General features: G+C 63.6%; 13 protein-coding genes and 4 pseudogenes. 13 read left to right on the top strand and 4 right to left on the bottom strand.

Features of this window, described 5'->3' with window-relative positions; all coding sequences use genetic code 11:
- Window positions 1-108: 108 nt before the first annotated feature.
- On the bottom strand, window positions 109-2,406 hold the full coding sequence (locus LDN95_RS03850; RefSeq protein WP_226016322.1) for a TonB-dependent receptor: 2,298 nt from the start codon (window positions 2,404-2,406) through the stop codon (window positions 109-111).
- A 651-nt stretch (window positions 2,407-3,057) separates the two neighbouring features.
- Here LDN95_RS03850 and LDN95_RS03845 point away from each other — a divergent pair.
- The 7 genes and pseudogenes from LDN95_RS03845 to LDN95_RS23280 all read left to right on the top strand — a co-directional run.
- Window positions 3,058-3,789, top strand: coding sequence for a murein L,D-transpeptidase catalytic domain family protein (locus tag LDN95_RS03845; RefSeq protein WP_226016321.1), 732 nt, complete (start codon window positions 3,058-3,060; stop codon window positions 3,787-3,789).
- Between the two features lie 292 nt (window positions 3,790-4,081).
- Window positions 4,082-5,275, top strand: coding sequence for an efflux RND transporter periplasmic adaptor subunit (locus LDN95_RS03840; RefSeq protein ID WP_226016320.1), 1,194 nt, complete (start codon window positions 4,082-4,084; stop codon window positions 5,273-5,275).
- Window positions 5,276-5,281: 6 nt separating this feature from the next.
- On the top strand, window positions 5,282-8,410 hold the full coding sequence (locus tag LDN95_RS03835) for an efflux RND transporter permease subunit (protein WP_226016319.1): 3,129 nt from the start codon (window positions 5,282-5,284) through the stop codon (window positions 8,408-8,410).
- Entirely contained in the window at window positions 8,407-9,828 is a 1,422-nt protein-coding gene (locus tag LDN95_RS03830; protein WP_370631646.1) for an efflux transporter outer membrane subunit, read from the top strand. The genes LDN95_RS03835 and LDN95_RS03830 overlap by 4 nt, the downstream gene beginning before the upstream one ends.
- A gap of 241 nt (window positions 9,829-10,069) precedes the next feature.
- Window positions 10,070-11,359, top strand: a complete 1,290-nt coding sequence (locus tag LDN95_RS03825; RefSeq protein ID WP_226016318.1) for a polysaccharide pyruvyl transferase family protein — start codon at window positions 10,070-10,072, stop codon at window positions 11,357-11,359.
- A pseudogene (locus LDN95_RS23285) lies at window positions 11,356-12,003 on the top strand (glycosyl transferase family 1); the annotation flags it as partial. The gene LDN95_RS03825 and the pseudogene LDN95_RS23285, both read left to right, overlap by 4 nt.
- A 31-nt stretch (window positions 12,004-12,034) precedes the next feature.
- Window positions 12,035-12,472, top strand: a pseudogene (locus LDN95_RS23280) (hypothetical protein); the annotation flags it as partial.
- Between the two features lie 155 nt (window positions 12,473-12,627).
- Here LDN95_RS23280 and LDN95_RS03815 read toward each other — a convergent pair.
- Window positions 12,628-13,098 carry a hypothetical protein gene (locus tag LDN95_RS03815; protein WP_226016316.1) on the bottom strand — a complete coding sequence of 157 codons (471 nt, stop codon included), beginning with the start codon at window positions 13,096-13,098 and terminating at the stop codon, window positions 12,628-12,630.
- A gap of 269 nt (window positions 13,099-13,367) precedes the next feature.
- On the opposite strand from LDN95_RS03815, the gene LDN95_RS03810 reads away from it, so the two are divergent.
- The 3 genes and pseudogenes from LDN95_RS03810 to LDN95_RS03800 form a co-directional block, all read left to right on the top strand.
- Window positions 13,368-14,609 (top strand): outer membrane beta-barrel protein, encoded by a 1,242-nt coding sequence (locus LDN95_RS03810; RefSeq protein WP_226016315.1) that lies wholly within the window; start codon window positions 13,368-13,370, stop codon window positions 14,607-14,609.
- Window positions 14,610-14,912: 303 nt separating this feature from the next.
- Entirely contained in the window at window positions 14,913-16,001 is a 1,089-nt protein-coding gene (locus LDN95_RS03805) for a cell wall hydrolase (protein WP_226016314.1), read from the top strand.
- A gap of 323 nt (window positions 16,002-16,324) precedes the next feature.
- Window positions 16,325-16,462 (top strand): annotated as a pseudogene (locus LDN95_RS03800) (IS3 family transposase); the annotation flags it as partial.
- A 259-nt stretch (window positions 16,463-16,721) separates the two neighbouring features.
- Here LDN95_RS03800 and LDN95_RS03795 read toward each other — a convergent pair.
- Window positions 16,722-17,297: a polysaccharide biosynthesis/export family protein gene (locus LDN95_RS03795; RefSeq protein WP_226016313.1), complete on the bottom strand. Its 576-nt coding sequence runs from the start codon at window positions 17,295-17,297 to the stop codon at window positions 16,722-16,724.
- 543 nt (window positions 17,298-17,840) lie between these two features.
- Between LDN95_RS03795 and LDN95_RS03790 the strand changes: the two genes are divergently transcribed.
- From LDN95_RS03790 to LDN95_RS03780, 3 genes are all read left to right on the top strand, one after another.
- Complete coding sequence (locus LDN95_RS03790; protein ID WP_226016312.1) at window positions 17,841-20,018, top strand: polysaccharide biosynthesis tyrosine autokinase; 2,178 nt, start codon at window positions 17,841-17,843, stop codon at window positions 20,016-20,018.
- Between the two features lie 101 nt (window positions 20,019-20,119).
- The gene (locus LDN95_RS03785) at window positions 20,120-20,662 is read left to right on the top strand and encodes an acyltransferase (RefSeq protein WP_226016311.1); all 543 of its coding nucleotides are present in this window, start codon (window positions 20,120-20,122) and stop codon (window positions 20,660-20,662) included.
- A 64-nt stretch (window positions 20,663-20,726) separates the two neighbouring features.
- Window positions 20,727-22,259, top strand: coding sequence for a hypothetical protein (locus LDN95_RS03780; protein ID WP_226016310.1), 1,533 nt, complete (start codon window positions 20,727-20,729; stop codon window positions 22,257-22,259).
- Window positions 22,260-22,820: 561 nt separating this feature from the next.
- On the opposite strand, the pseudogene LDN95_RS03775 reads toward LDN95_RS03780, so the two are convergent.
- A pseudogene (locus LDN95_RS03775) lies at window positions 22,821-22,926 on the bottom strand (IS5/IS1182 family transposase); the annotation flags it as partial.

The following is a 22,926-nucleotide window of genomic DNA, read 5'->3' as shown; positions in this document are numbered from 1 at the left end:
TCCGGAACAAACAAAAGGGGCGACAGGCATGTACCTGTCGCCCCTTTTGCATTCCATCGGACCGGGAAGCGGCGCCGAACGGCACCGCCTCCCTGCACCCGCTTGCGATCAGAAGCTGACCGTCGCGTCCACACCATACGTGCGGGCTGCGTTGTAGTTGGCATAGTCACCCAGCGTTGCCGCGTTGGCCGCGCTGCGACGATAGATGTGCGCTTCGTTGAACAAGTTGCGCGCCCATGCCGACACCGTCAGCTTCTGGCCGCCATTGCTCATCTGGATGTCCGCCAGGCTGAGGCGGGCGTTGACGATGAAGCTCTTGTCGCTCTTCACCGGCTCGTTGTCGAAGGTGTACATCGGGTCCGAGTAGTTGCCGTCGAGGTGCAGGCGCACTTCGGCACCGGCGCCGCCGACGGGCAGCTTGTAATCGAACGTGCCCGAGAGCGCGTTCTTGGGCGTGAACACGATGAATACGTCCTGGAACACCGGCTTGCCGTCGCCGTTCAGCGCTTCCTGCACGGTGTTTTCGGCCGCCGGAACCCGGGTGTAGGTATAGGCGTACGACAGACCGAGCGACACGCTGTTGATCGGCTTCACCGTCAGATCGGCTTCCAGACCGCGGATCTTGGTGATGCCAGCCGCGTTCACGGTTTCCAGCGTGTTGCGGATCGTACCGTTGGGCTGCGGGATGAAGAAGTTGAAGTCGACCTGGCTGTCCTTGCGATCCATGATGTAGCCCGCCAGGTTCAGGCGAACCTTGCGATCAAGGAACTCGGACTTGATGCCCACTTCATACGACTTGACCGATTCCGGGCCGAACTGGCGATAGTTGAGCGAGCGCGAGCTGGCACCGCCGGCGCGATAGCCGGTCGAGTACTTGGCATAGACGTTGACATCGCGCGTCACGTCGAACGCCACGATCGCCAACGGGTCGAAGCGGCTGTTGCTCTGGTCGAAGGTGAAGTTGGTGGCCGCACCGTTGACGGTGAACAGCGTGCCGTTCTTCTTGTCCTTGGTGTAGCGTCCGCCCAGCGTGATGTGCAGCGGATCGATCGGGCTGTAGGTCGCCTGACCGTACGCGGCATAGCTCTTGGCATAGGCGATCGATGCACGAGCAACGGTCGCGCTCACATACGTGCTCGGATCGATGATCGAGTAACCCGTAAGCGTGGCGTTCCACAGGTTGGTGTTCGGCGTTCGGGCCGCATCGTTGGCGCGTTCGCTGAAGTAGTAGAGGCCGGCCACGTAATCGATCTTGTCGAAGCTGCCCACGGCCTGCAGTTCCTGGCTGAACTGGCGCTGGTCGAGGTTGGACAGGCTGTAACGGCTGAACGCGGTGTTGGCCTTGAACACCGGGGTACGGTGTGCACCGCCCGAGTTGTCCCACTGCTCATCGCTGACGGTGCGCCATGCGGTGATCGAGCGCAGTTCAAGCGCGGGCGAAACCTTGTACTTGATGGTCGAGGTGAAGCCTTGCGTCTTGTCGACCGAGGGCTGCTGCGGCACGCCGATGTCGGCGCTGGTCGCGCGACCATAACCATAGTCGATGATCGAGGGCAGCTTGGGCAGCACGCTCGGGTTCACGGTGACGAGCTGGCTGTAGAACGGAGTGTTCTCGTCGCGGCTCTTGTCGAACGACAGGTCGACGGTCAGGCCATCAACCGGCTTCCAGCGCGCGGTCACGCGGCCGCCATAGCGGTGGTACTGGTTCCACCCGGCCTGGCCGGCCAGCGGGTTCTTGATCGTGGGATCCTGATGCTGGATCACGCCATCGATCTTGAACGCGATGTTGGCGATCGCGGGCAGGTCAAGGTGCAACTGGCTGTTGTACTGGCCATAATTGCCGATCCCGGCGGTCACGCGGCCACCGAATTCGCCGGTGGGGGCCTTGGTCACGATCGACAGCGCGCCGCCTTCGGTGTTGCGGCCGAACAGGGTGCCCTGCGGCCCCTTGAGCACTTCGATACGCTCCACGTCGAACAGGCTGGCGTTGAGGCCGTGCTGACGACCAAGATAGACGCCGTCGATATAGACGCCGACGCCCTGTTCGCGCGCGGGCTGGTTGGCGTCGCCCGGCACGATGCCGCGGATGCCGATGGTCAGCGCCGACTGGCGTGCTTCGAAAGTGGAAATGCGCAGCGACGGAATCGCGCCATCGCCAAGGTCGATCAGGCTCTGGACGTGACGCTCCTTGAGCGCTTCGTTGCCCAGCACCGCCATCGAAATCGGCGTGTCCTGCAAGTTGGTTTCGCGCTTGGTCGCGGTCACGACGATTTCGTCAACCGGCGCTTCGGCTTCGGGCGCGGCAGGCGCGGCAGGTGCATCGGCAGCCATGGCTGGCACGCTGCCGAACAGGCAAACGGCCACTCCAGCCAACAGGCTGGCGCGTACGATCGTCTTGGTAGTCATGGTAATCCCTCATCTGCGGGAACGGTCCCGGATGAGGGCCAACTAGGCCCGTAAAAATACAGTTGTGTGACACACTGTCGCCGAACTGCCTCCAACTTGACCGAAATGTTGCATTTGTGACACAGCGCAAGGAGCTTTGCGCTTGCCATCTGCACGATCAACGCCGCTCAAGCCTCTCGGTTCCCCTGCATTTCTCGGGGACGGTGGCAGACCTCGGCAAGTTCCTGAAAGCGCTCCGCTTGAGATTTAGCGGGGTTAGCTTGCGACGAACTGAACGGGCGATTCGCGTGCGCTGCATGGAGCGATCATATTGTCACCCAAGGTTGATGAATGTCGCGGCAACGGTCGATCCGCAAACGCACTGAGTGTGAACCGGCGAGGTAAGTGCGGCGCGTCTAATCTAAGGTGATTACCGCAAGGTCGTCCCGCGATCACGAAGGATGATTCGACCGCTCGTCCAGTCCGGTCGGCCGATGGTTCCGTGGCGCACCGGCCGTTTGGCGCGGCCAGTGCCGTGAAATGCACGGTTCGCCGCATTGCAGCACTGCGCGGTTTGAAAGGACCGCCCGCAATGCGTACTCCATGATGCTCATCGGGTTTCGCAAACGGGATATTTGAAAAGTGCACGCTGATCGGCGGCAGTTCCTTGGCATGTTCGCCGGAGCTTCTGCGTCCATTCTGCTCCCCCATGTGGTGAAGGGCGCTCCGGTTGAACCAGGCGGCGCACAAGGCAACCCACAATTCCTGCCGCAATTCTGGCAGGGCCAGTCCGGCCAGTTGCTGATCGCACCTGCTTCCGCGGCGGCAGAGCCCGTCGTGGCCCCGACCACCGCCGCCACGACGACCGACACGCTGGCCGCCAGCGCCACCGCCGACCGCTTCGCCGCGCTTCTTGCGCAGGCGCGGACAGCCTTGGGCATCCACGGCGGAAAGCTGGCAACGCAGGATGTTATCGGCATCGTCGACTTCGCCGCGCCGTCACGCGATCCGCGCTTCCATCTCGTCAATCCGGCCAATGGCGCGGTGCTGGCCACGCACCTTGTCGCCCATGGGCGGGGCTCGGACCCGGCAAACAGCGGGTGGGTCGAGCAGTTGTCCAACCGCTACGGCTCGGAAGCCTCGTGCGGGGGCAGCTTCGTCACCGGCGATACTTATTACGGCCGCCATGGCCGGTCGCGCAGGCTGATCGGGCTCGACGCGGAAAACAGCCTTGCCAGCCAGCGAGGCATCGTCATCCACGCCGCATCCTATGTCGAACCCGGCCTTGCCGCGATTCAGGGTCGCGTCGGGCGCAGTCAGGGTTGCTTTGCGGTTTCGCAAGGCGTGATCAACAGCGTGCTCGAACAGCTAGGCCCCGGCCGTTTGCTGTTCGCCGCACGCTGAACCCGGCGATACCGCGCCGAGCCCTGCCACGAACTGACGCTTGATACCCGGCACGCGCCGCCTGCCAGCGCAGGCGGCATGGAACTGTGCGCACTGCGGTAGCAGCGGGATCGCCAGTCTCCATTAACTTCCGGACAGATGTCCTAGAAAGCGCGTGACAGACGCGGGATTTGTATCAAAGGGTCGCGGCGGAACCAAACGCACTTTCAGCCACTTCCCCTGTGGCCGCGTTATGGTAACGACCCCGCCGACCCCACCGCCAAGTGCCCGACGGTGGTTCAAGCCTGCGAGAATGCCCTTGCGTCTGAACTCTTCATTTGCCGTCCCGTCCACCATCGTTGGCCTGCTCCCGCTCGTGCTTCTGGCCGGATGCGGCTCTGCCCCGGACAAAACCATGCCGCCGGTCGTGGTCGGCGTGGTCACGGTCAAGGCCGAAGCCGTGCCGCTGACCACCGAACTGCCGGGCCGCACGGCGGCTTCGCTGGTGGCCGAAGTGCGCCCGCAAGTCACCGGGATCATCACCGCGCGCCTGTTCCACGAAGGCAGCACGGTTCGCGCAGGGCAACCGCTCTATCAGATCGACGCACGCGCTTATGCCGCCAACAACGCGCAAGCCCGCGCCGCGCTGGCCGCAGCCGAAGCGACGGTCGAGGCCAACCGGCTGAAAGCAGAACGCTATCGCTCGCTGGCGGCCGATGGCGGTATCAGCAAGCAGGACGCCGCCGATGCGCTGGCCAGCTACAACCAGTCGCGCGCGCAAGTGGCACAGGCCCGCGCCTCGCTCGCCGCCTCGGGCGTGAACCTGGGCTTCACCCGCATCACCGCGCCCATCACCGGACGCATCGGCCAATCGAGCGTGACGCAAGGCGCGCTGGTGACCACCGGGCAGGCTGATGCGCTCGCCAAAGTCCAGCGGCTCGACCCCCTGTGGGTCAACATCCAGCAGTCGAGCGGCGACTTCATGACGCTCCGCCGCGCGCTGGCGCAGGGCAAGGTCACAGCCGATGGCTCGGCCCCCGTGCGGATCGTGCTGGCCGACGGCACCGAATGGCCGGTCGAAGGTCGGCTCGACTTTGCCGATGTCGACGTCAACGAGACGACCGGAACCGTCACCTTGCGCGCCTCTGTGCCCAATCCGCAGGGCAACCTGCTGCCCGGCCTGTTCGTGCGCGCGCGGCTGACGCAAGCGACGCTGAGCAACGGTATTCTGGTGCCGCAGGCGGCGCTTTCACGAACGCCGCGTGGGGTGGCCACGGTGCTGGTCGCCGGCAAGGATGACGTGCTGGAACTGCGCGAAGTCACCGCCAACAACACCGTCGGGCAGAACTGGGTGGTCAGCGCGGGGCTGAAGCCGGGCGATCGCGTCGTCGTCGAGGGTCTGCTCAAGGCCAAGCCCGGAGCGAAAGTGAAGGTCGTGCCTGCAGGCAGCGTCCGGCCCGACGATCCGTCGACCGCCAAGGCGGGTGCGAAGAAGCAGGGGGCCTGACCGGCCATGCTGTCGCGCTTTTTCGCCTATCGCCCGATCTTTGCCTGGGTGCTGGCCATCGTCGTCATGGCCGCCGGTACTTATGCTGTCTCGACCATGGGCGTCGAGCAGTTCCCCGACATCGCCCCGCCGACGATCTCGGTCAGCGCCAACTACCCCGGCGCCGATGCCCAGACGATCGAGAACAGCGTAACGCAGGTGCTTGAGCAACAGCTCAAGGGCATCGACGGGCTGCTCTACTTCACCTCGACCAGCAACAACGGTCAGGCCTCGATCACCGCGACATTCGACAAGAGCGTCAACCCCGATACCGCGCAAGTGCAAGTGCAGAACGTGCTGCAGCGCGCACTCACCCGCTTGCCGACGCAAGTGCAGGCGCAGGGGCTGACGGTCAACAAGTCGCAAAGCGACTTCCTGCTGATGCTCGCGCTGTCCGACACCACGGGCAAGAGCGACATTGCCGACATCGCCGACTATCTGGCGATCCACATGCTCGATCCGATCTCGCGCCTGCCGGGCGTGGGCAATGCCGACGTGTTCGGTTCGCAATACGCCATGCGCATCTGGCTCGACCCGGTCAAACTGGCGGCGGTCGGGCTCATGCCGTCCGACGTGAACAACGCCCTGCTTGCCCAGAACACGCAAGTCTCGGCGGGTGAAGTGGGTGGCCAGCCCTCACCCGACGGACAGCGGCTCAACGCCACGATCACCGCCCGTTCGCGGCTGCAGACGATCGATCAGTTCCAGAACTTGATCCTCAAGACCACGGTCGATGGGGCCACCGTGCGGCTGAAGGACGTCGCCCGCGTCGAGATGGGGATGGAGAACTATTCCTCGATCAGCCGGATCGACGGCAATCCGGCGGTCGGCCTGTTCGCCAACCTCGCCTCGGGCGCCAATGCGATGACCACCGCCGAGTTGATCAAGGCCAAGGTCACCGAACTCTCGAAAGACCTGCCACCCGGCTATCGCATCGATTACCCGCGCGATTCCAGCACCTTCGTCAAAATTTCGATCAACGAGGTGATCAAAACCCTGTTCGAGGCGATCGTGCTGGTCGTGATCGTGATGTACGTTTTTCTGCAAAACTGGCGCGCCACGCTGATCCCGGCGATCGCGGTGCCGGTGGTGCTGCTGGGCACCTTCGGCGTGCTGGCCGCGGTCGGCTATACCATGAACACGCTGACCATGTTCGGGCTGGTGCTGGCCATTGGCCTGCTGGTCGATGACGCCATCGTCGTGGTCGAAAACGTCGAGCGCGTGATGGCCGAGGAGCACCTTTCCCCGCGCGACGCCACGATCAAGTCGATGGGCGAGATCACCTCGGCGCTGATCGGCATCACGCTGGTGTTGAGCGCTGTGTTCATCCCGATGGCGTTCTTCGGCGGCTCGACCGGCGTGATCTATCGCCAGTTCTCGGTCACCATCGTGTCGGCGATGGCGCTGTCGGTGGCGGTCGCGCTGATCCTGACCCCGGCCTTGTGCGCGACTTTGCTCAAGCATGAGGAAAAGCCGCGCCATCGCTTCTTCCGCGCGTTCAATCACCACTATGACCGCGCGCAATCCGGTTACGAAAGCCGTCTGGTCGGGTTCCTGGGCCGTCCGCTGCCCTGGCTGGCGGTGTTCGCCGGGATCACCGCGCTGGCCTTATGGCTCGATACGCGGTTGCCGACGAGCTTCCTGCCCGATGAAGATCAGGGCAACATGAACCTCAGCTTCACGCTGCCTTCCGGATCGACGCTCGAACAGACCCGCGAATTCGCGCTCAAGGCGGCAGACTATGTGCGCAAGGCTGAAAGCGCCAACGTCGACCACGTGTTCGTTGCCGTGGGCCGCAGCCAGTTGCAGGGCAACGGCCAGAACATCGGTCAGGGATGGATCGTGCTCAAGCCGTGGGACGAACGTGTCGGCGCGGCCAACTCGGCCGATGCCATCGCCAAGCGCCTGAACAAGCACTTCATGCAGGAAGTGGTCGGTCAGGCGCTGGTGATCGCCCCTCCCGCCATCCGTGGCCTTGGCAACTCGGCCGGTTTCGAGATGTGGTTGCAGGATGCTTCCGGCCAGGGCGCCGACGCCTTGACCGCCGCGCGCAAGCAATTGACCGACGATGCCAACGCCGACAAGCAGTTGTCGCAGGTCCGCTTTGGCGGGTTGGAAAATACCCCGCAGGTACAGGTCGATCTGAACGATGCCGCAGCCACCGCGCTGCAGGTCGCGCCGTCGGACGTCAATTCCACCATCGCCACTGCGTGGGGGGGCACCTACGTCAACGACTTCGTCGATCGCGGCCGGGTCAAGAAGGTCTACGTCCAGGGCGATGCGCCGTTCCGCGCCAGCCCTAGCGACCTTGGCACCTGGCAGGTGCGCGGCAAGAACGGCGACATGGTACCGCTAAGCGCGCTGGCCAATGTCGGCTGGACATCGGGTCCGCTATTGCTGCGCCGCTTCAACGGTATTCCGGCCCAGCAGCTTCAGGGAAGCGGCGCCGCCGGGGTAAGCTCGGGTCAGGCGATGAAGCTGATGGAAGCCCATGCGGCGCAGTTGAACGGCGGCTATGACGTGGCATGGAGTGGCCTTTCCTATCAGGAGCGGTCCAGTTCGAGCAAGGCTCCGCTGCTGTTCGGCGCTTCGATCTTCTTCATCTTCCTGTGCCTTGCCGCGCTCTATGAAAGCTGGACGGTGCCGCTGTCGGTACTGCTGGTGATCCCGCTCGGCGTCATCGGTGCGGTGCTGGCGGTCACGCTGCGCGGCTTTGCCAACGACATCTATTTTCAGGTCGCCTTGCTGACCACCATCGGGCTGTCGGCCAAGAATGCGATCCTGATCGTCGAGTTTGCCGAGTTCGGCATGCAACGCGGCCTCAGCGCCTATGAAGCCGCGCGCGATGCGGCGCGGATGCGCTTCCGGCCGATCATGATGACCAGTGTCGCCTTCATCGCGGGTGTGATCCCGCTGGCGATCGCGAGCGGCGCGGGCGCCAACGGGCGCGAAGCCATCGGCACGGCGGTGCTGGGCGGGATGATCTCGGCCACGGTGCTGGCTATCTTCTTCGTGCCGCTGTTCTTCGTCAGCGTGAAGCGTTGGTTGGGCCGCAAGCCCCGGCCCGCCGTTCCCGGTCAGGAGGCCACGGCATGATGACCTTGCGTACCGGCCTATCGACGTGTGCCGCACTCTTGCTGGCTGGCTGCAGCATGGCGCCGCACTATGTCCGCCCCACGGCGCCAGTACCGCCCGCCCTGCCGCAAGGACCAGCTTATGCCGCTTTGACAGCGGGCGACGGTCAGGTCGATGCCATGGGTTGGCATGACTTCTTCACCGACCCGCAGTTGCAGGCGGTGATCGGCACCGCGCTCGCCAACAACCGCGACTTGCGTGTGACGATCGCCAATGTCGAACTGGCGCGCACCACCTACCGCCAGCAGCGCGCCGCCAACCTGCCTGCCATCACCGCGGGCGGTACGGCAAGCGCTGTGCACAACGGCTCGCTGTCGAGCGGTGCGTCGGGCACGGGCCAATCGGGCACGACCGAGAGCTTCGCCGCCTCAGCCGGCACGTCGGCGTTCGAGATAGATCTGTGGGGACGCAAGGCCAGCCTGACCCGCGCCGCCTTCGAAAGCTACCTCGCCAGCGATGAAGGCCGCAAGGCCGCCACTATCGCGCTGGTCGGCGAAGTCGCCACAGCATGGTTGACTTATGCCGCCAACGCCGATGCGCTTGCCGTCGCGCAGCAGACGCTCGCCAGCCAGACCCGGACGCTCAAGGTCACCCAGCGACGCGAAGGCGATGGTATCGGCACGAAGCTGGATGTGGCGCAGGCCCAGACCCAGGTCGAAAGCGCGCGCGCTGATGTCGCCGACTTCACCACCGCATTGGCGCAAGCGAAGAATGCGCTCGATCTGCTGGTCGGCCAGCCGGTCGGCTCTGAGCAGTTGCCTACCACGCTGGGCAACGGCGATCAGGTGCGCGCCAGCCTGCCGGTCGGACTCGATTCGGCGGTGCTGTTGCGCCGTCCGGACGTGCTGCAGGCCGAACACACGCTGCAAGGCGCCAACGCCAACATAGGCGCGGCACGTGCGGCGTTCTTCCCCACGATTTCGCTGACCGGGCTGCTCGGCTTTGCCAGCAGCAGCCTGTCCGGCTTGTTCGATGCGGGGCAGTTCCGCTGGAACGCCAGCGGTAGCCTTAGCCAGACGCTGTTCGATGGCGGGGTCAAGGCGAATGCCTTGGCCGGCGCCAAGGCCAGCCGGGACGCCGCCATCGCCAGCTATGAAAAGGCGATCCAGAGCGCGTTTCGCGACGTTGCCGATGCCCTTGCCCGGCGCGGGACGATCGATGCACGGGTCGATGCGGCGGCAAGTCTGCTCAGCAACGCCGAACTGGCCGCCAGCCTGTCGCAAAAGCGCTATGACGCCGGTGTCGCGACCTATCTGGAGCCGCTCACCGCGCAGCGCACGGCCTATTCGGCCCGGCAGGGGCTGGTCACGGCCCGGCTGACAAAGGCGACCAATATGGTCACGCTCTATCGCGTGCTGGGAGGCGGCCTGAAACCCTGATCGATCGGGCAATCCCGATACCGGGCATCGTTCGGCGCCGTTAGGGCCCTAAAGACTAGGGCACCGGCCTTCGGGGGCACTTGCGTTGAAAGTTGATCCGAAACGGCTATGAAGCGGGTCCATCCCTGCTTGCTGCTGGGGCTCCCTGGCGCGAATGTCGGGACATGGTTACCGAACGATCAACCTTGTTCAGCCCCGACAACGTGCACCGCACGCCGTTTCTTGCGGAATGGCCTGCCTGATGCGGATCGGGCTGCTCAACGTGAAGTACAGTCCCAATCTGGGGGATGGCCTGCTGTCCGAATGCCTTGAGCGGGAACTGGCAGCGGCCCTGCCCGGCGCGCTTGTCCATTCGATCGATCTGGCAGGGCGACGTGCCTATCCCGCCATCCGGCCAAGTCGCCGCGGACACCTGATCTCGGTACTCGAAGCGCTGCCCGGCTGGGCGCGGCAGCGCGCGGCGCGCATGGTGCTGGCCGGGCTGGTGGCGCTGCGGTTGCGACGCCATTTCCGGCGCCAGTTGGCGGGATGCGATGCGGTCGTGCTGGGCGGTGGCAACCTGTTGACCGATGCCGATCTGAATTTCCCGATGAAAATTGCTGCCGCACTGGCCGAAGCACGGCGGCGCAAGCTTCCGCTGGCCGTGCACGGTGTCGGGGCGAACAAGGGCTGGTCGCGCGCCGGAAGGGCGCTGTTCTCCCGCGCGATCGGCACCGCGCGACTGGCATCGGTCACCGTGCGTGATCGACAATCGCAACTAGCCTGGAGCACTCAACTCGAACCGGCTGGCCTGCCACCGGCTGAATTGGCGGGCGACCCCGGTCTGCTTGCCGCAAGGCACTTTCGGCGCGGCGCCCCGGCTTATGACGGGCCGGTTGCTGGCTTGTGCGTGACTGCGCCGATGGCCTTGCGCTACCACGCCACCGGCCACGCCGACCCTGAAGGGTCCGAACAGGACCGCGCGACCGATCTCTGGTATGGGCAAGCGGCCCGTGCCTTGACAGACGCCGGACTGCGCGTGGCACTGTTCACCAACGGCAGCCCCGAAGACCGTGACTATCTGGCGATGATGGGACCAGGCTGGATCGCGCAAGCGCGGGGACCGGTCACCATCACCAACCCCTTCGTCGATCCCGCCGAACTGGTCACCTTCATTTCGAGTTGCGATCTTGTCGTGGCGCACCGGATGCACGCCTGCATCGCCGCGCATGCCTTTGCCATCCCTACCATCGGGCTGAAGTGGGACGTTAAACTGGAAAGCTTCTTTGCCCTTGCCGGGCGCGACGCTTACATCGCTGCGACCGATGACCTTCCTGCATCGCAGTTGACCGCCTTGGCCCGCCGGGCGTTGGACGAAGGCGTCGATGCAACAGCACTTGCTCATCTGATCGATCGGACCAGCCGGGATATCGGGCGCATGGCCCGGCGGCTTGCAGCAGCGGCAGCCGGTGTCAACATCGGTTCGGCTCCGCCAAGCCAAATGGCTGCTTTCGGCACAGCGTGGCAGCCTGTCTCGGCCGAACCTGCATGACGACCGGTACCGTGTCGACCGACAAACCAAGCATACAGAGCGGCATCGACCGGATCGTCGTGATCAACGACTTGTCCAGTCCGATGGGCGGAGCCAGCGCGCTTGCCGTGGCGTCGGCACGGGCCCTGAGCGCGCGCGGCCATGCCGTGACCATTCTCGCCGGTGACAGGGTCGATGTTGAAGCATGGGCAGGCTCCGGCGTTTCCTGCGTCGGACTGGGCGCAGGGCGTCTGCTGGCGCGCGGCTTTGGATCGGCATTGCGCGATGGACTGTGGAACCGCGCTGCGTTCACGCTCGTCCGCGATTGGATCGCGCAGAACGACACGCCGCGAACGGTCTATCATCTTCACGGTTGGTCGCAGATCCTGTCGCCTGCGGTGTTTGCCGCATTGGCCCCGGTGCGCGAGCGGCTGGTCATTTCGGCGCATGACTTCTTCCTCGCATGTCCGAACGGAGCGTTTGCCGATTTGCGCACGGGAGCGCCCTGCCCGCATCGCCCGCTCGGCCCCGGCTGCCTGATCGCCGCCTGCGATCGCCGAGGCCGCGCGCACAAGCTCTGGCGGATCGCGCGGGCGATGATCCAACGCGCGGTCTACCGCCCTGGTGCCTCACCCCCGGTGCTGGCCATTCATGCGGCGATGAAGCCGTACTTGCGGCGAGCAGGTATTCCCGATCATGCGATCCACACGTTGCCAAACCCGGTCATGCCGTTCAGTCGCAAGCGCATCCCCGCCGAAACCAATCGCGAATTCCTGTTCGTCGGACGGCTTGAGGAAACCAAAGGCCCAGACCTCGCACTCGAAGCGGCCGCGCGCGCTGGCGTGCCGATCTGCATCGTTGGCGACGGTGTGCTGGCTCCCACTTTGCGGGAACGCTATCCGCAAGCACGTTTCACCGGCAGGCTTGCGACCGATCAGATCGCGGAAATCGCCGCGCGCGCGCGCGTTGATCATGCCCAGCCGCTATCCGGAGCCATACGGCTTGGTGGCAATGGAAGCTGCGCTAAGCGGGCTGCCTGTCGTGTTGCCGCACAGCGCTCTTCTAGCCGACGATCTCGTGGCAAGCGGCGCCGCTTTGGCCGCCGATCCGCGCGACCCTGCTGCACTTGGCGCGATGTTGCGGCAATTGGCCGATGACGACAGTCTGGTTTGCCGGATGAGCCACGCCGCCTTTCAAAAAACTGCGGCTTTGGCTCATTCGCCCGAAGGTTGGATCGATGCGCTTGTCGGCCACTACACCGCGCGGTTGGACCGCACGGGCAGAGCCGTTCAGGCTGCAGGCGACGAACCTTCGCGTCTGCTTTGGCCTGCTGGATCGAAACTGCGCGCTCCTGCGGCTGTCGCAGCCCCCAACGGCAGAACGCCGGTGGACCTTGCCCGTCGGTCGAGATCACCAATGGTGCGATAGGGGTTGCTGCGCGCAAGCATACGCAAATACTGCACTTTCAGCGATACCAAGACCATGCCGACCGTGGCGATCGCAACGAGCCAGCGCCAAACCGCAAAGTGCCCATCATGGACGGCGGTCAGGAACTCCCCGGTAGTGAGCCAGATTGCGGCCGCGGCCAGCAGTTCCGAACTCCGCTGGTCTGGTACTGCCAGCAACAGGGTCACCGCCAGCGCGAAGCTGCCGAGCGCAGCGCTTTCCAGGGTAAGGCTGTTACCAACGTAGCCGACGATCATGGCCAGCCCGATGCAGGCCGCCGCCACTCTGGCGAAGCGCACAAGCGTGCGCGGCATGAGGTTGGCTAACAAACCGGACGGGCGGTGATGGCTGGATCGCGTCATGCCTGTTTCTATCGGCCAGCACACTCAACGAACACTTTCGCCCAGTGGTTAATTCCGGACGAATGCGGGTGCAAAACGCTGAGTACTTGCTCGGATACGGCGGCAATTGCGCGCACACCATGGCATAACGGTGATAACTCCGGATCGGGTTTTGACGATGCGGAGGCGGAAAAACAATGCGGTTGCGGGGCGTGCGCGGACACTGTTCTTGTGCCATTCGCATGGTCGCGATCGGCGGAATGCTTGCCAGCACAGAGGCCGCACATGCACAAAACGCAGTCGAAGCCCGAGCGGCGCGGGACACGGTCAACGCGCGCTCGCGACCGGGGTACGAACCGCCTCCTATCCGGTTCGGTCCGTTGGAAGTCGCGCCGGTGTTGCAGGTCGACGCCACGGTCACCGACAATCTTTATGCTCGCAGCGATGTGAAAGTGCGCGATGTCGGCATCGCGTTGCGTCCCGGCATCGTGCTGGCGTCGCGCGGGCCAAACCATGAACTGGCTGTTCGGGCCGACGCTCGGTTAGAGCGTTACGCCAGCCACCGGTCGGAAGACACCCAATCGTTTGACGCGTCGGCCAACGGGCGGCTGAACCTTGCCCGCCGAACCGTTCTGCTGGCAGAGGCGTCGCAAGCCCATCTGATCGAAGCACGCGGCACGACCGGTGACACATTGTTCGGCACAAAACCGATCGGCTTTGACCGCACGATCGGCGCTATCGCGCTCGAGCAGGACGTCGGCACCGTACGCTTTCATCTCGGCGGCCGGTATCAGCGGTTCGTGTATCAGGATCGCCAGCTTGATGGCGCGACGATCGATCTGTCCCCGCGCGATTATGAGGTGACATCGGGCAATGCGCGCGTGGCGAAGGGCATTTCGCCCGGCTTGGCAGGGTTCATCGATCTGTCGTTGTCGCACAGCCGCTATACGCGTGAACAACCGGGCGGCGTGGACCGCAATTCCAACGGCACCACCGTGCTGGCCGGCGTGGCTTTCGGAGGGAACCGGCTTGTTCAGGGCGAAATCGGACTTGGTTATATCGGGCAAAAGTTTCACGATGGGCGCTTTCCGGCAATCCGCGCGTTGGCTTTCAATGGAGCGCTGGCGTGGAGCCCGACAGGGTTGACGACGGTGCGTTTGCGCGCGGCGCGCACCTTTCAACGATCGCCCATCGTTGGCATTGCCGGCGTGCGCGAGGATACCTTCTCGATTGCTGCTGATCATGAACTGCTGCGCAACTTCATTCTGCGCCCTGCGATCACCTTCACCCGCGCGGCATTCCGCGGGGGCGAACAGCGCGATACCTTCGGAACCGCCCAGTTCGCCACGACATGGCTGGTCGATACGCATTGGCAGGTGGATTTCACGCTGTTGCATGGTTTGCGGCGAAACAACGTGCCAACCGCCCAAATGCGCGAATACGACAACAATCGCGCCATGATATCCGTGCGGTATCGCCTGTAACGGCGCCAAGCGACAGCAATGGCCTCCTTTCCCGCATCCTCGTCCGGTCTGACGGCAATAGGCTGGAATTCGATCGTGGAGCGCGCGCGCTTCGCCGTGACGCGGTCCATGATGGAACTGGTTAGGGCGATGGTGGCTCCGCCGGCCTGGCGCGATCTGACCGTCCGCATTGTGATGGCAACAGGCTTTTTTCTGGCAGCGGGCCTGCTGATCGGTCATCTACCGCGCACGGTCTCCGATACGGCGGAGCAAATGGATCTGCATGCCTCGCCCTCCTCCGCGAGCGAGAAAGTACCGTTATTCTTGACCCTTCCGGACCCGGTATCGCTCCGGCCGCTCAGCCGCGAAAAGGCTGAGGCCGCGAATGCGGCCGTAGCATTCCATCCTTCGCCGGACGTAGCGCCGCCGTGGCCTGCAGCTGCACTTACGGGGATCGCGCATGACCGTGCGGTCGATTGTCTGGCTGCGGCGGCATGGTACGAAGCGGGCGACGCTCCCGACGGAGAGCGTGCGGTGGCGCAAGTCGTGCTCAACCGGGCGCGCCACCCTGCTTTCCCAGCGTCGGTTTGCGGTGTGATTTTCCAGGGTTCGGAACGCAAGACCGGTTGCCAGTTCACTTTTACCTGCGACGGCTCGTTGTCTGCGCGACGCCCCTCGGCATCGGCTTGGGTGCGCGCGCGGGCGATTGCGCAGGCTGCGCTGACGGGGGCGGTCGCACGTGATGTCGGTCTCGCCACACACTATCACGCCGACTATGTAGTGCCTTATTGGCGCGACGGGTTGGTCAAGCTGGCGCAAGTGGGCGCACACCTGTTCTATCGCTGGCCCGGCTTTTGGGGGTCGCGCAGCGCGCTGAAAGCTAACCGAACCCCGGCTGACGAGCCCACGCAGCCGACGTTGGCCATGCTTTCGCCGGTCCACACGCTAAGATTGGAGTACGACCAGACCGCGCTGACCTTCAGCCCAGCAGCTGACGAGGAGGCAGCCCGGCGCATGTCGTCCACTGTGACAAACCCAACTGCCGCGGCAAGACAGCTCGACACACGGTACGCATCGGTCAGGGAACAGCAAGTCGGATCAACAGCGTCCACCGTTTCGGGGACGGAACACATCGACATGCCGCTTGACCTGGCAAGCTACGCTGGCAGTTACGCCGTCCGTGCATTCGGGTTGTGCAAGGGTAAAGCGCGTTGCGTGGTTTTCGGTCGCATCACAGGGGCGGAGCTCAATCATACCGATGGCGCCAATCGCCTTGGCTTTCTCTATGTCCATGACAGCAGAACAGGGGCCGAAGGCGTTTGGTGGAATTGCGCACGCACCCCACGTCCCGATCATCGCCAATGCTTGCCGGAAGGCGCTTCGGCAGCGCGACTGCTGGCAGACTGGCTTTAGGCGAGCAACTTGCGTAAGCCCGGTTCGGAAATCAAATGCTGGCACTCAATAGCCCCTATGCGGCGCGGACAAATTCCATGTGGCCACGGCTGCCCTGTAAAGGGCCCCAGCGAAGCGCGAAGCCGCAGGAAGAGTGGCCTCTTTCAAGGCTGAGCAATGCTGTTGGGGCCCTTTACAGGGCACCCCCGCAGGGGCTGGGCCAAAAGCCGCCACTTCCGCGTCGGTTCGGCTCGGAATATCGGCATATTCCATCACCTCACCTCCTCGAATTGACGGCTTTTGACTCCAGCCGTGGCCTCGTGGAATCTGTCCACGCCGCCTAGACCCGCGAGGAAGCTCGGCTGGACGTGTTCAATTACATCGAGATGTTCTACAATCCGGTGCGCAAGCAGGTCAGGTACGGGATGCTGTCTCCCGCCGAGTTCAATCGGCAGCAGATCTTGGAAGCAGAGCGCGTCTAGGAGACTAGGGGTCATTCACAGTTGGCCGACAGTTTCCTCGGCATGCTCGCTCGTGTCCGCGCCGAATACCGGCTCAAATGTGCGCATAAGGGAGGCCTGCAGCATCGGACAGTCTGCGCTCGTGTCGACAGACCTGTCATCTACCCGATAACCGGCAGACGATCGTCGGGCAGCGCAAATCCGCTTACAGTCCGTTTCAGCCATTCCGAGCGGAATGCTGCCAGTCAGCGCGCGAACAGCATCGCAGGACGAGCGCTGATCAAAAGTAGCGCTGTCCGATGCGGATCGTGTCGCCCGGCAGCACGGGCACTTGCCCGCCGCGCAAAGCGACTGTGCCTTCGGCGCCAGATGTCTGACGTCGCAAGACGGCCTTGCTCTCGTTGGCGCGGTAGGTGTAGCCGCCAGCCAAGGCTACTGCCTGTTCAATCGTCAAACCCGCTGCGTAGGGGTATTCGCCGGGCTTGTTGACTTCGCCCAGAATGTAGAACGGTCGATAGTTCAAAACCTCGACGCTGACGTGCGGGTCATTGACATAACCGCCGGCCAGACGGTGAGAGAGCTCCTGCGTAACAACCTCAATCGTGCGGCCCTGCGCGTCGATCGCGCCGATCAGCGGGAAGGCGACAGTACCGCCCGGCGTCACGTTGTATTCCCCGGTCAAGGTTGGTTCGTTGTAGACCGTGATCCTCAACCGGTCACCAGCTCCGAGCCGGTACCCAGCAAGGCCCTGCCCGGCATCCGCAGCCGCCAACGGGGGTGGCGCAGCACCGGCGCAGCCAGCCAAACTGGAACCAAGAAGTGCCGTCGCGACGGCAGTCGCCAAACATTTGCGCATGAATCGCCCCAATGCTTTTCACGGTTCACCAGAACGGTGCCGCATCTCGTCCTCCCTATTCTATGCAGCAGAGGACAAAGCACAATCGGCCGCCCCGTAACGAAAACTCCAAGTTGGAGGTGTTCCGCGGACAGATTCCCACCACTTTGGCGAACAACAGGCGGCGCGTTGCGCAAGATGGGACGGCCATGGCGCGGGTGTCGCAATCCCCCTTATCAGGCATGAACCTTACGAAACCTCACGGAATTGCGCCGCAACAGATTGGTAGAGATTCTGTCAACCCACCCGGTCGGCGAACTCGATAAGTCGCCGCCAGCTTCAGGCAGTGCATTTGTGCGATGGTCACCATGCGTTCGATCCGTGTTGGAGGCGTCCTTTTGCCTCCGCAGCGGATATGCTTTGCCTTCCGCACAAAGCCGCATCGCTTAGTCTTGTGGCAAGTCCCGAGCCAATGATGGGTAAGGGCAAACAGGCACCAGAGCCGAACCGCGTTTGATGGGCAAACCGCCCCACGGCGTAGTTCGGTAGCGATGGAGGGTAGCGGTGAACTCGTCGGCAACAACGGCAATCGGGGTATATGGTAGCGGTGCGGCAGCATTCTCGGCGCCCGCTTTTGAAACGCGGGTGCCGCCACCGGCAGCAGACCGGGTCGATCTGCAACACCTGACCGCCGTGTTCCGGCGCCGGGTGGGCGTGTTCCTGGCGGTACTTCTTGTGGTGCTGGCGGCTGGATTGGTCCTGACTGCAAGGCAGAAGCCAAGCTATATCGCTCGCGCCGAAGTCACGTTGAACAGCAGGCCGCAGGAAGTAGCTCCGACCGGTTCGGGCGAGCGGCCGGATCCCGGGATACCGAACGAGACATTTGTCGACACGCAAGTCTCGATCGTCACGTCCGAAGCCAACATGGCGGCAGTGGTCGATGGCCTCGGCCTGGCAAACCAACCCCGCTTCGCGACAGGCCGCACGCCGTCTGCCGCACGTGAAGCGGCGTTTGACTACGTGCGCCGGAATGTCGCGGTCCAGCGGATCAGCACGACCTATGGCATAGGCATCGCCTTTGAAAGCACCGACCCGGCCGAGGCAGCCCGCATCGCCAACGCCTTTGCCCGCCAATACACCGAGGGCGCGCTGGCGCGGAAACGGAACGAGGCGCGCGGGACCACGATGCTTATCGCCACGCGGCTTGACCAGTTGCGGCAACAAGCACTTGCCGATACCGCGGCCGTCCAACGCTATCGTTTCGCGCACAACCTCCTCAGCACCACCCAAGGCACCCTGACCGAACAGGAAATCTCGGCCTACAATCAGGAAGTGGCGCAGGCGCGGGCGCAATCGGCAGAAGACTCGGCCCGCCTTGACGCGGCACGTCGCCAACTGGCGCAAGGGGCCAGCGCGGGCGGCGTGGGTGAAACCACCGCTTCAGCCGGGATCTCGGCATTGCGCGCGCAACAATCGCAGGCTGCCAGCGAACTTGCAGGGCTTGAAGCGCGCTATGGAAGCCTCCACCCCGACGTCATTCGCGCGCGCGCCGCAACGCAGGCGATCAATGCTCAGATATCAGCCGAAACGCAGCGGGTGCTGTCCTCGCTGGAAGCGAGAGCGCGCGTCTCGCAACAGCGCCTCGCATCGCTCAGCGGCTCGCTCGATCAATCGCGCGGAACGCTCGCCACCAACAACGCCGCAGCAACCGGACTTCAGGATCTCGAAAAGCGCGCCGAGACATCGAACGCGCTCTATGAAAGCTACCTCAACCGGTACAAGGAACTGACCGCACGCGAAGGGACCGAGGCGGCAGACGCCGATCTTCTTCACCCTGCAGCCGTTCCGACAAAGCCCGACAGCCCGCACGTTGTCCTGAATCTGGCGCTATCGCTCGCCTTTGGCCTTGGCCTTGGCATCGCGGCCGCCTTTGCCGCCGAGATGACCTTTAGCGGCCTGACAACGGGCGACGATATCGAGCAGCGTTTGGGGGTTCGTTACCTGGGTTCGATCCCCGCTCTCGAATCGGTCATGCGCAAAGGGGGGACCAAAGTTCCAGCCACCGCTCTGCTCGAAGACCCGCGCTCGGCATTCACCGAAAGCTTCCGATCGTTACGTGCATCGATTGCCATGAACACTACGATGGCACGGATCATCGCGGTTACATCAGCGCTGCCCGATGAGGGCAAGACGACCACGGCGATCTGCCTCGCCCGATCGATGGCCGCGGCCGGGGATGACGTGCTGCTGATCGATGGCGACGTGCGCCGCCAAGGCGTCAGCCGCTTTCTGCGCGGTGACGAATCGCGCCCCGGCCTGATGGAAGTCTTGCGCGGAACAGCGACGCTGGATGAAGCGCTGGTGATCGATCCGGCAACCGGCCTGTCGATCCTGCCGCTCGCAGCGGACGTAGCCGATGCGCCCGAACTGTTGACTGGCGAGGAAATGGATCGACTGCTCGATCTGGCGCGCAGCCGGTTCCATGCGGTCCTGATCGACACCGCACCGGTTCTGCCGATCGCGGATGCACGGCTTGTGCTGGGCAAGGTTGATGCCGCGCTCGTCCTCGTGCGCTGGCGCAAGACACCCGAAGCTGCCTTGCGATCCGCCTTGCGACTTCTGCCTGATGACCGCGTCCAACTGGCGGGCGTGGCCCTGACCCGCGTCAACATGCGCAAGCAGGCGCGCTTCGGCTACGGCGACGATGCCTTCTATCATTCGTACAAGGGGTACTACGCGTGAAAGGGCGGGCTCTGCCGCTGGCCGAGCTGGCAGCCAGCCGCGGGAGACAGCAGGAGCCTATGCTAACGGCGCGGAACCGTTGCGGGCCCCTCCTGCAACCCGTGGCCAATCTGGTCACCCTTCGAGCCTCCTTGCGCATGCGACTTCGCGGAACGCGCGCTGGTCGGCGTTTTGCCATCCACGGCTGTCGGTTTCCGACAAACAAGCGCGCTGACAAGCTGTTCACCGCTTGCGGGGTCGATCTGCCATGCGGACCAACCCTGGTCCGTCTGGAGCTGGCGCATGGCGTCTCGGCCTCGATCGGTGAACGGACCGTCCTCAGGTCGACGGGCGAGCCTATCTGGCGCCATCGGAGAACCTTCGGCCACCAACATCGGCCGAAAACCAGTCGCAAGCTCGCAAACACCAGGCATCCGTCTATGCGCGAACATGATGCGCTGTATCAGGTGTCGATCCCGCTTTGGCGCAATGTCTGGCCGGGGCGTGGCGCAATAGTCCTGCCCGGCGCCACCATTGACGACAACACCATTGTCGCGGCGGGATCGGTCATGTTCGATGACAACCTAGCCGACGGGTTTTGGCGCGGCAATCCGGCAACCTTCGTGAAGCCGGTGCGCGCGTCGGACAAGTTCGTCCGGCCGTGAGGCAAGCGGACAGCAATCACGGATCAAGACGACCAGAGAGCTGGCCTCGGCGAGGAACTCCATCATGATTCTGACATTCATTGGCGCAGTCCAGACATTGCTGGGGCTGTCGCTGTTCCTTGGCGGCACGATCGAAGCCATGTTCGGTTTTCTGCTGGTGTCCGCTTTGTTCGGCGGCTCGGCTGCGGTCACCTTGCCGGCTCTGGGCACAGGCTCATCGATCCCGCCGGTGCAATTTGCACTGGTCTTCATGGCAATGCGCCTGTTCGTTCCGGGGGCCGGCCAGATGGCGGCGATCGGCCGCGCCGCGCGCGCCAATGTCTGGCTGGCAAGTTACGTGTTCTATGGCGTAGTCCTTGCCTATGTCGCCCCGCGCATCTTTGCCGGGATGATCGACGTGACACCGCTGCGCGGCCGGACCGAAGTCCGCTACAGCAGTTTCGAAGCTTATCTTTTCGCTACCCGCCCGCTGAAATTCACAACGCAGAACATCACCACGTCGATCTACCTGTGCGGCACATTGCTGGTGGCAATGGCCGCCCACATCGTTTGTTCGAACGAGCGTGGACGCGTCACTCTGATACGGACAATGGCGATCGTCGGAATGATCCACAGCGCGCTTGGTTTCCTGTCGGTGGTGGGCAAGAACACGCCGATCGATGCTGGTCTGATGATGTTCCGCAATGCCAGCTATGCCCAGCTCGACAATGCCTATCAGGGTTTTGTCCGGATGACCGGGATCTGGCCCGAAGCATCGGGTTATGCCGCATTCGCCATGGTCTGGTTCGTGTTCGTTTTCGAATGCTGGATGCGCCGGATCGAGACGCGGTTCACCTTCCCCGCCGCGCTGGCATTGCTGGCAGCGCTCGTATTCAGCACGTCGAGCCTCGCCTACGTCGGTTTGCCGTTTTATGCGATCCTGCTGATCACCCGCGCGATGGTTTTTCCGGGCGCGGTATCGCTTGATCGCGCCTTGTGGATGGCGGCAGCGGCACTCGCCATGACTATTCTGGTAGGTGTTGTGCTGGCGGTACACCCCCTCTTCGCCGACCAGTTCATCGATCTGGTCAAGCACATGACAATCGACAAATCCGGCTCGACGTCGGGCACACAGCGGCGTTTTTGGGCGATGCAGGGAATCAGCGCATTCTGGGTCAGCGGTGGTATCGGCATCGGGCCCGGCAGTTTCCGCTCTTCAAGTCTGGTCACCGCCGTGTTGGGCTGTACGGGTGTGGTCGGCGCCATCACACTGACCCTACATTTCGTCCGTGCGTTCAAACCTTTGCGCCATTCGACATATGCATCGGTTCAGGATCCGACACTGGCCACCGGTGCGGCATGCGCCTGGGCTCTGGTGCAATCGTTGTTCGTCAGCGCTCTGGCCTTGCCGGGATGCGATCCGGGCACAGACTTTGCCATCCTGACCGGGGCTGCGCTTGCGCTGCGGATCAAGCCGGTGCGATGGGTCGTAGCGCGCGGACCTGCTCCGCTGCTGCTGCGCGATGCGGTCCCGGCATTCTCTTCGCTCGACGATCTGCCCGTGCCCAATTTTACGCCCCCGCCCCCTGATCCATCCCCCGCCTTGCAGGCCGCCTGACCAGAATCCGCACTCGATCCATAGCCCCGCCGTTCCGACCGCTGCCATTCCCTGAACGGACGGCGCCTGAGGTATTCGAGATTTCACCGTCGACACTCGCCCTGACAACGCCGCCCGCCTAAAGGACCGCGTCACTTCAACAGAACGGGCCGACGCATCGTGGCCATCATGTTCTGACGAATAAGCGCAAGGTAAGTCGCCTGCTCTGACCAGTACGCGCAAGCTATCGCTTGTAGCGCCTGCGCATCAAGCATCTGCAGGCCTGCGAAAGCTGGCTATGCCCGCTATGGTATCGGCATAATCCTGATAGCCGAATACAAGATCGCGCTCTGCATCGGCCTGAATTAGGTCGTAAACTCATAAATCGAGATATCGAGGTTTGAAGCAAAACGGCTCAGTGCAAGGAAGGAATGCGCAGGGATATGTCGATATCTCAAGCCTTTCCGACGCTGCAATGGGCCGTTTTGGTCAAACGAAGTTCACCGCGAGGTAAATCCCGAAGGGACACCCGAACGGCGCGATTTATGAGTTTACGACCTAAGAGCCCGATTCAAAAGTCTGTCATGCGGCTGAAAGTCGCGCAATTCTGCGGGTTAGCATCCGGATAGAAGCGATATTCGCCCACGCGGTCGAGCTCTCGATGGAGCGTTCCCAGTCTTTGGCGAGG

Origin of the sequence: Novosphingobium sp. FKTRR1, from assembly GCF_020404405.1 — a bacterium.
Lineage (GTDB): Bacteria > Pseudomonadota > Alphaproteobacteria > Sphingomonadales > Sphingomonadaceae > Novosphingobium.
Note: the sequence above shows the minus strand (reverse complement) of the source record. Positions and strands in the feature narration are given on the sequence as shown.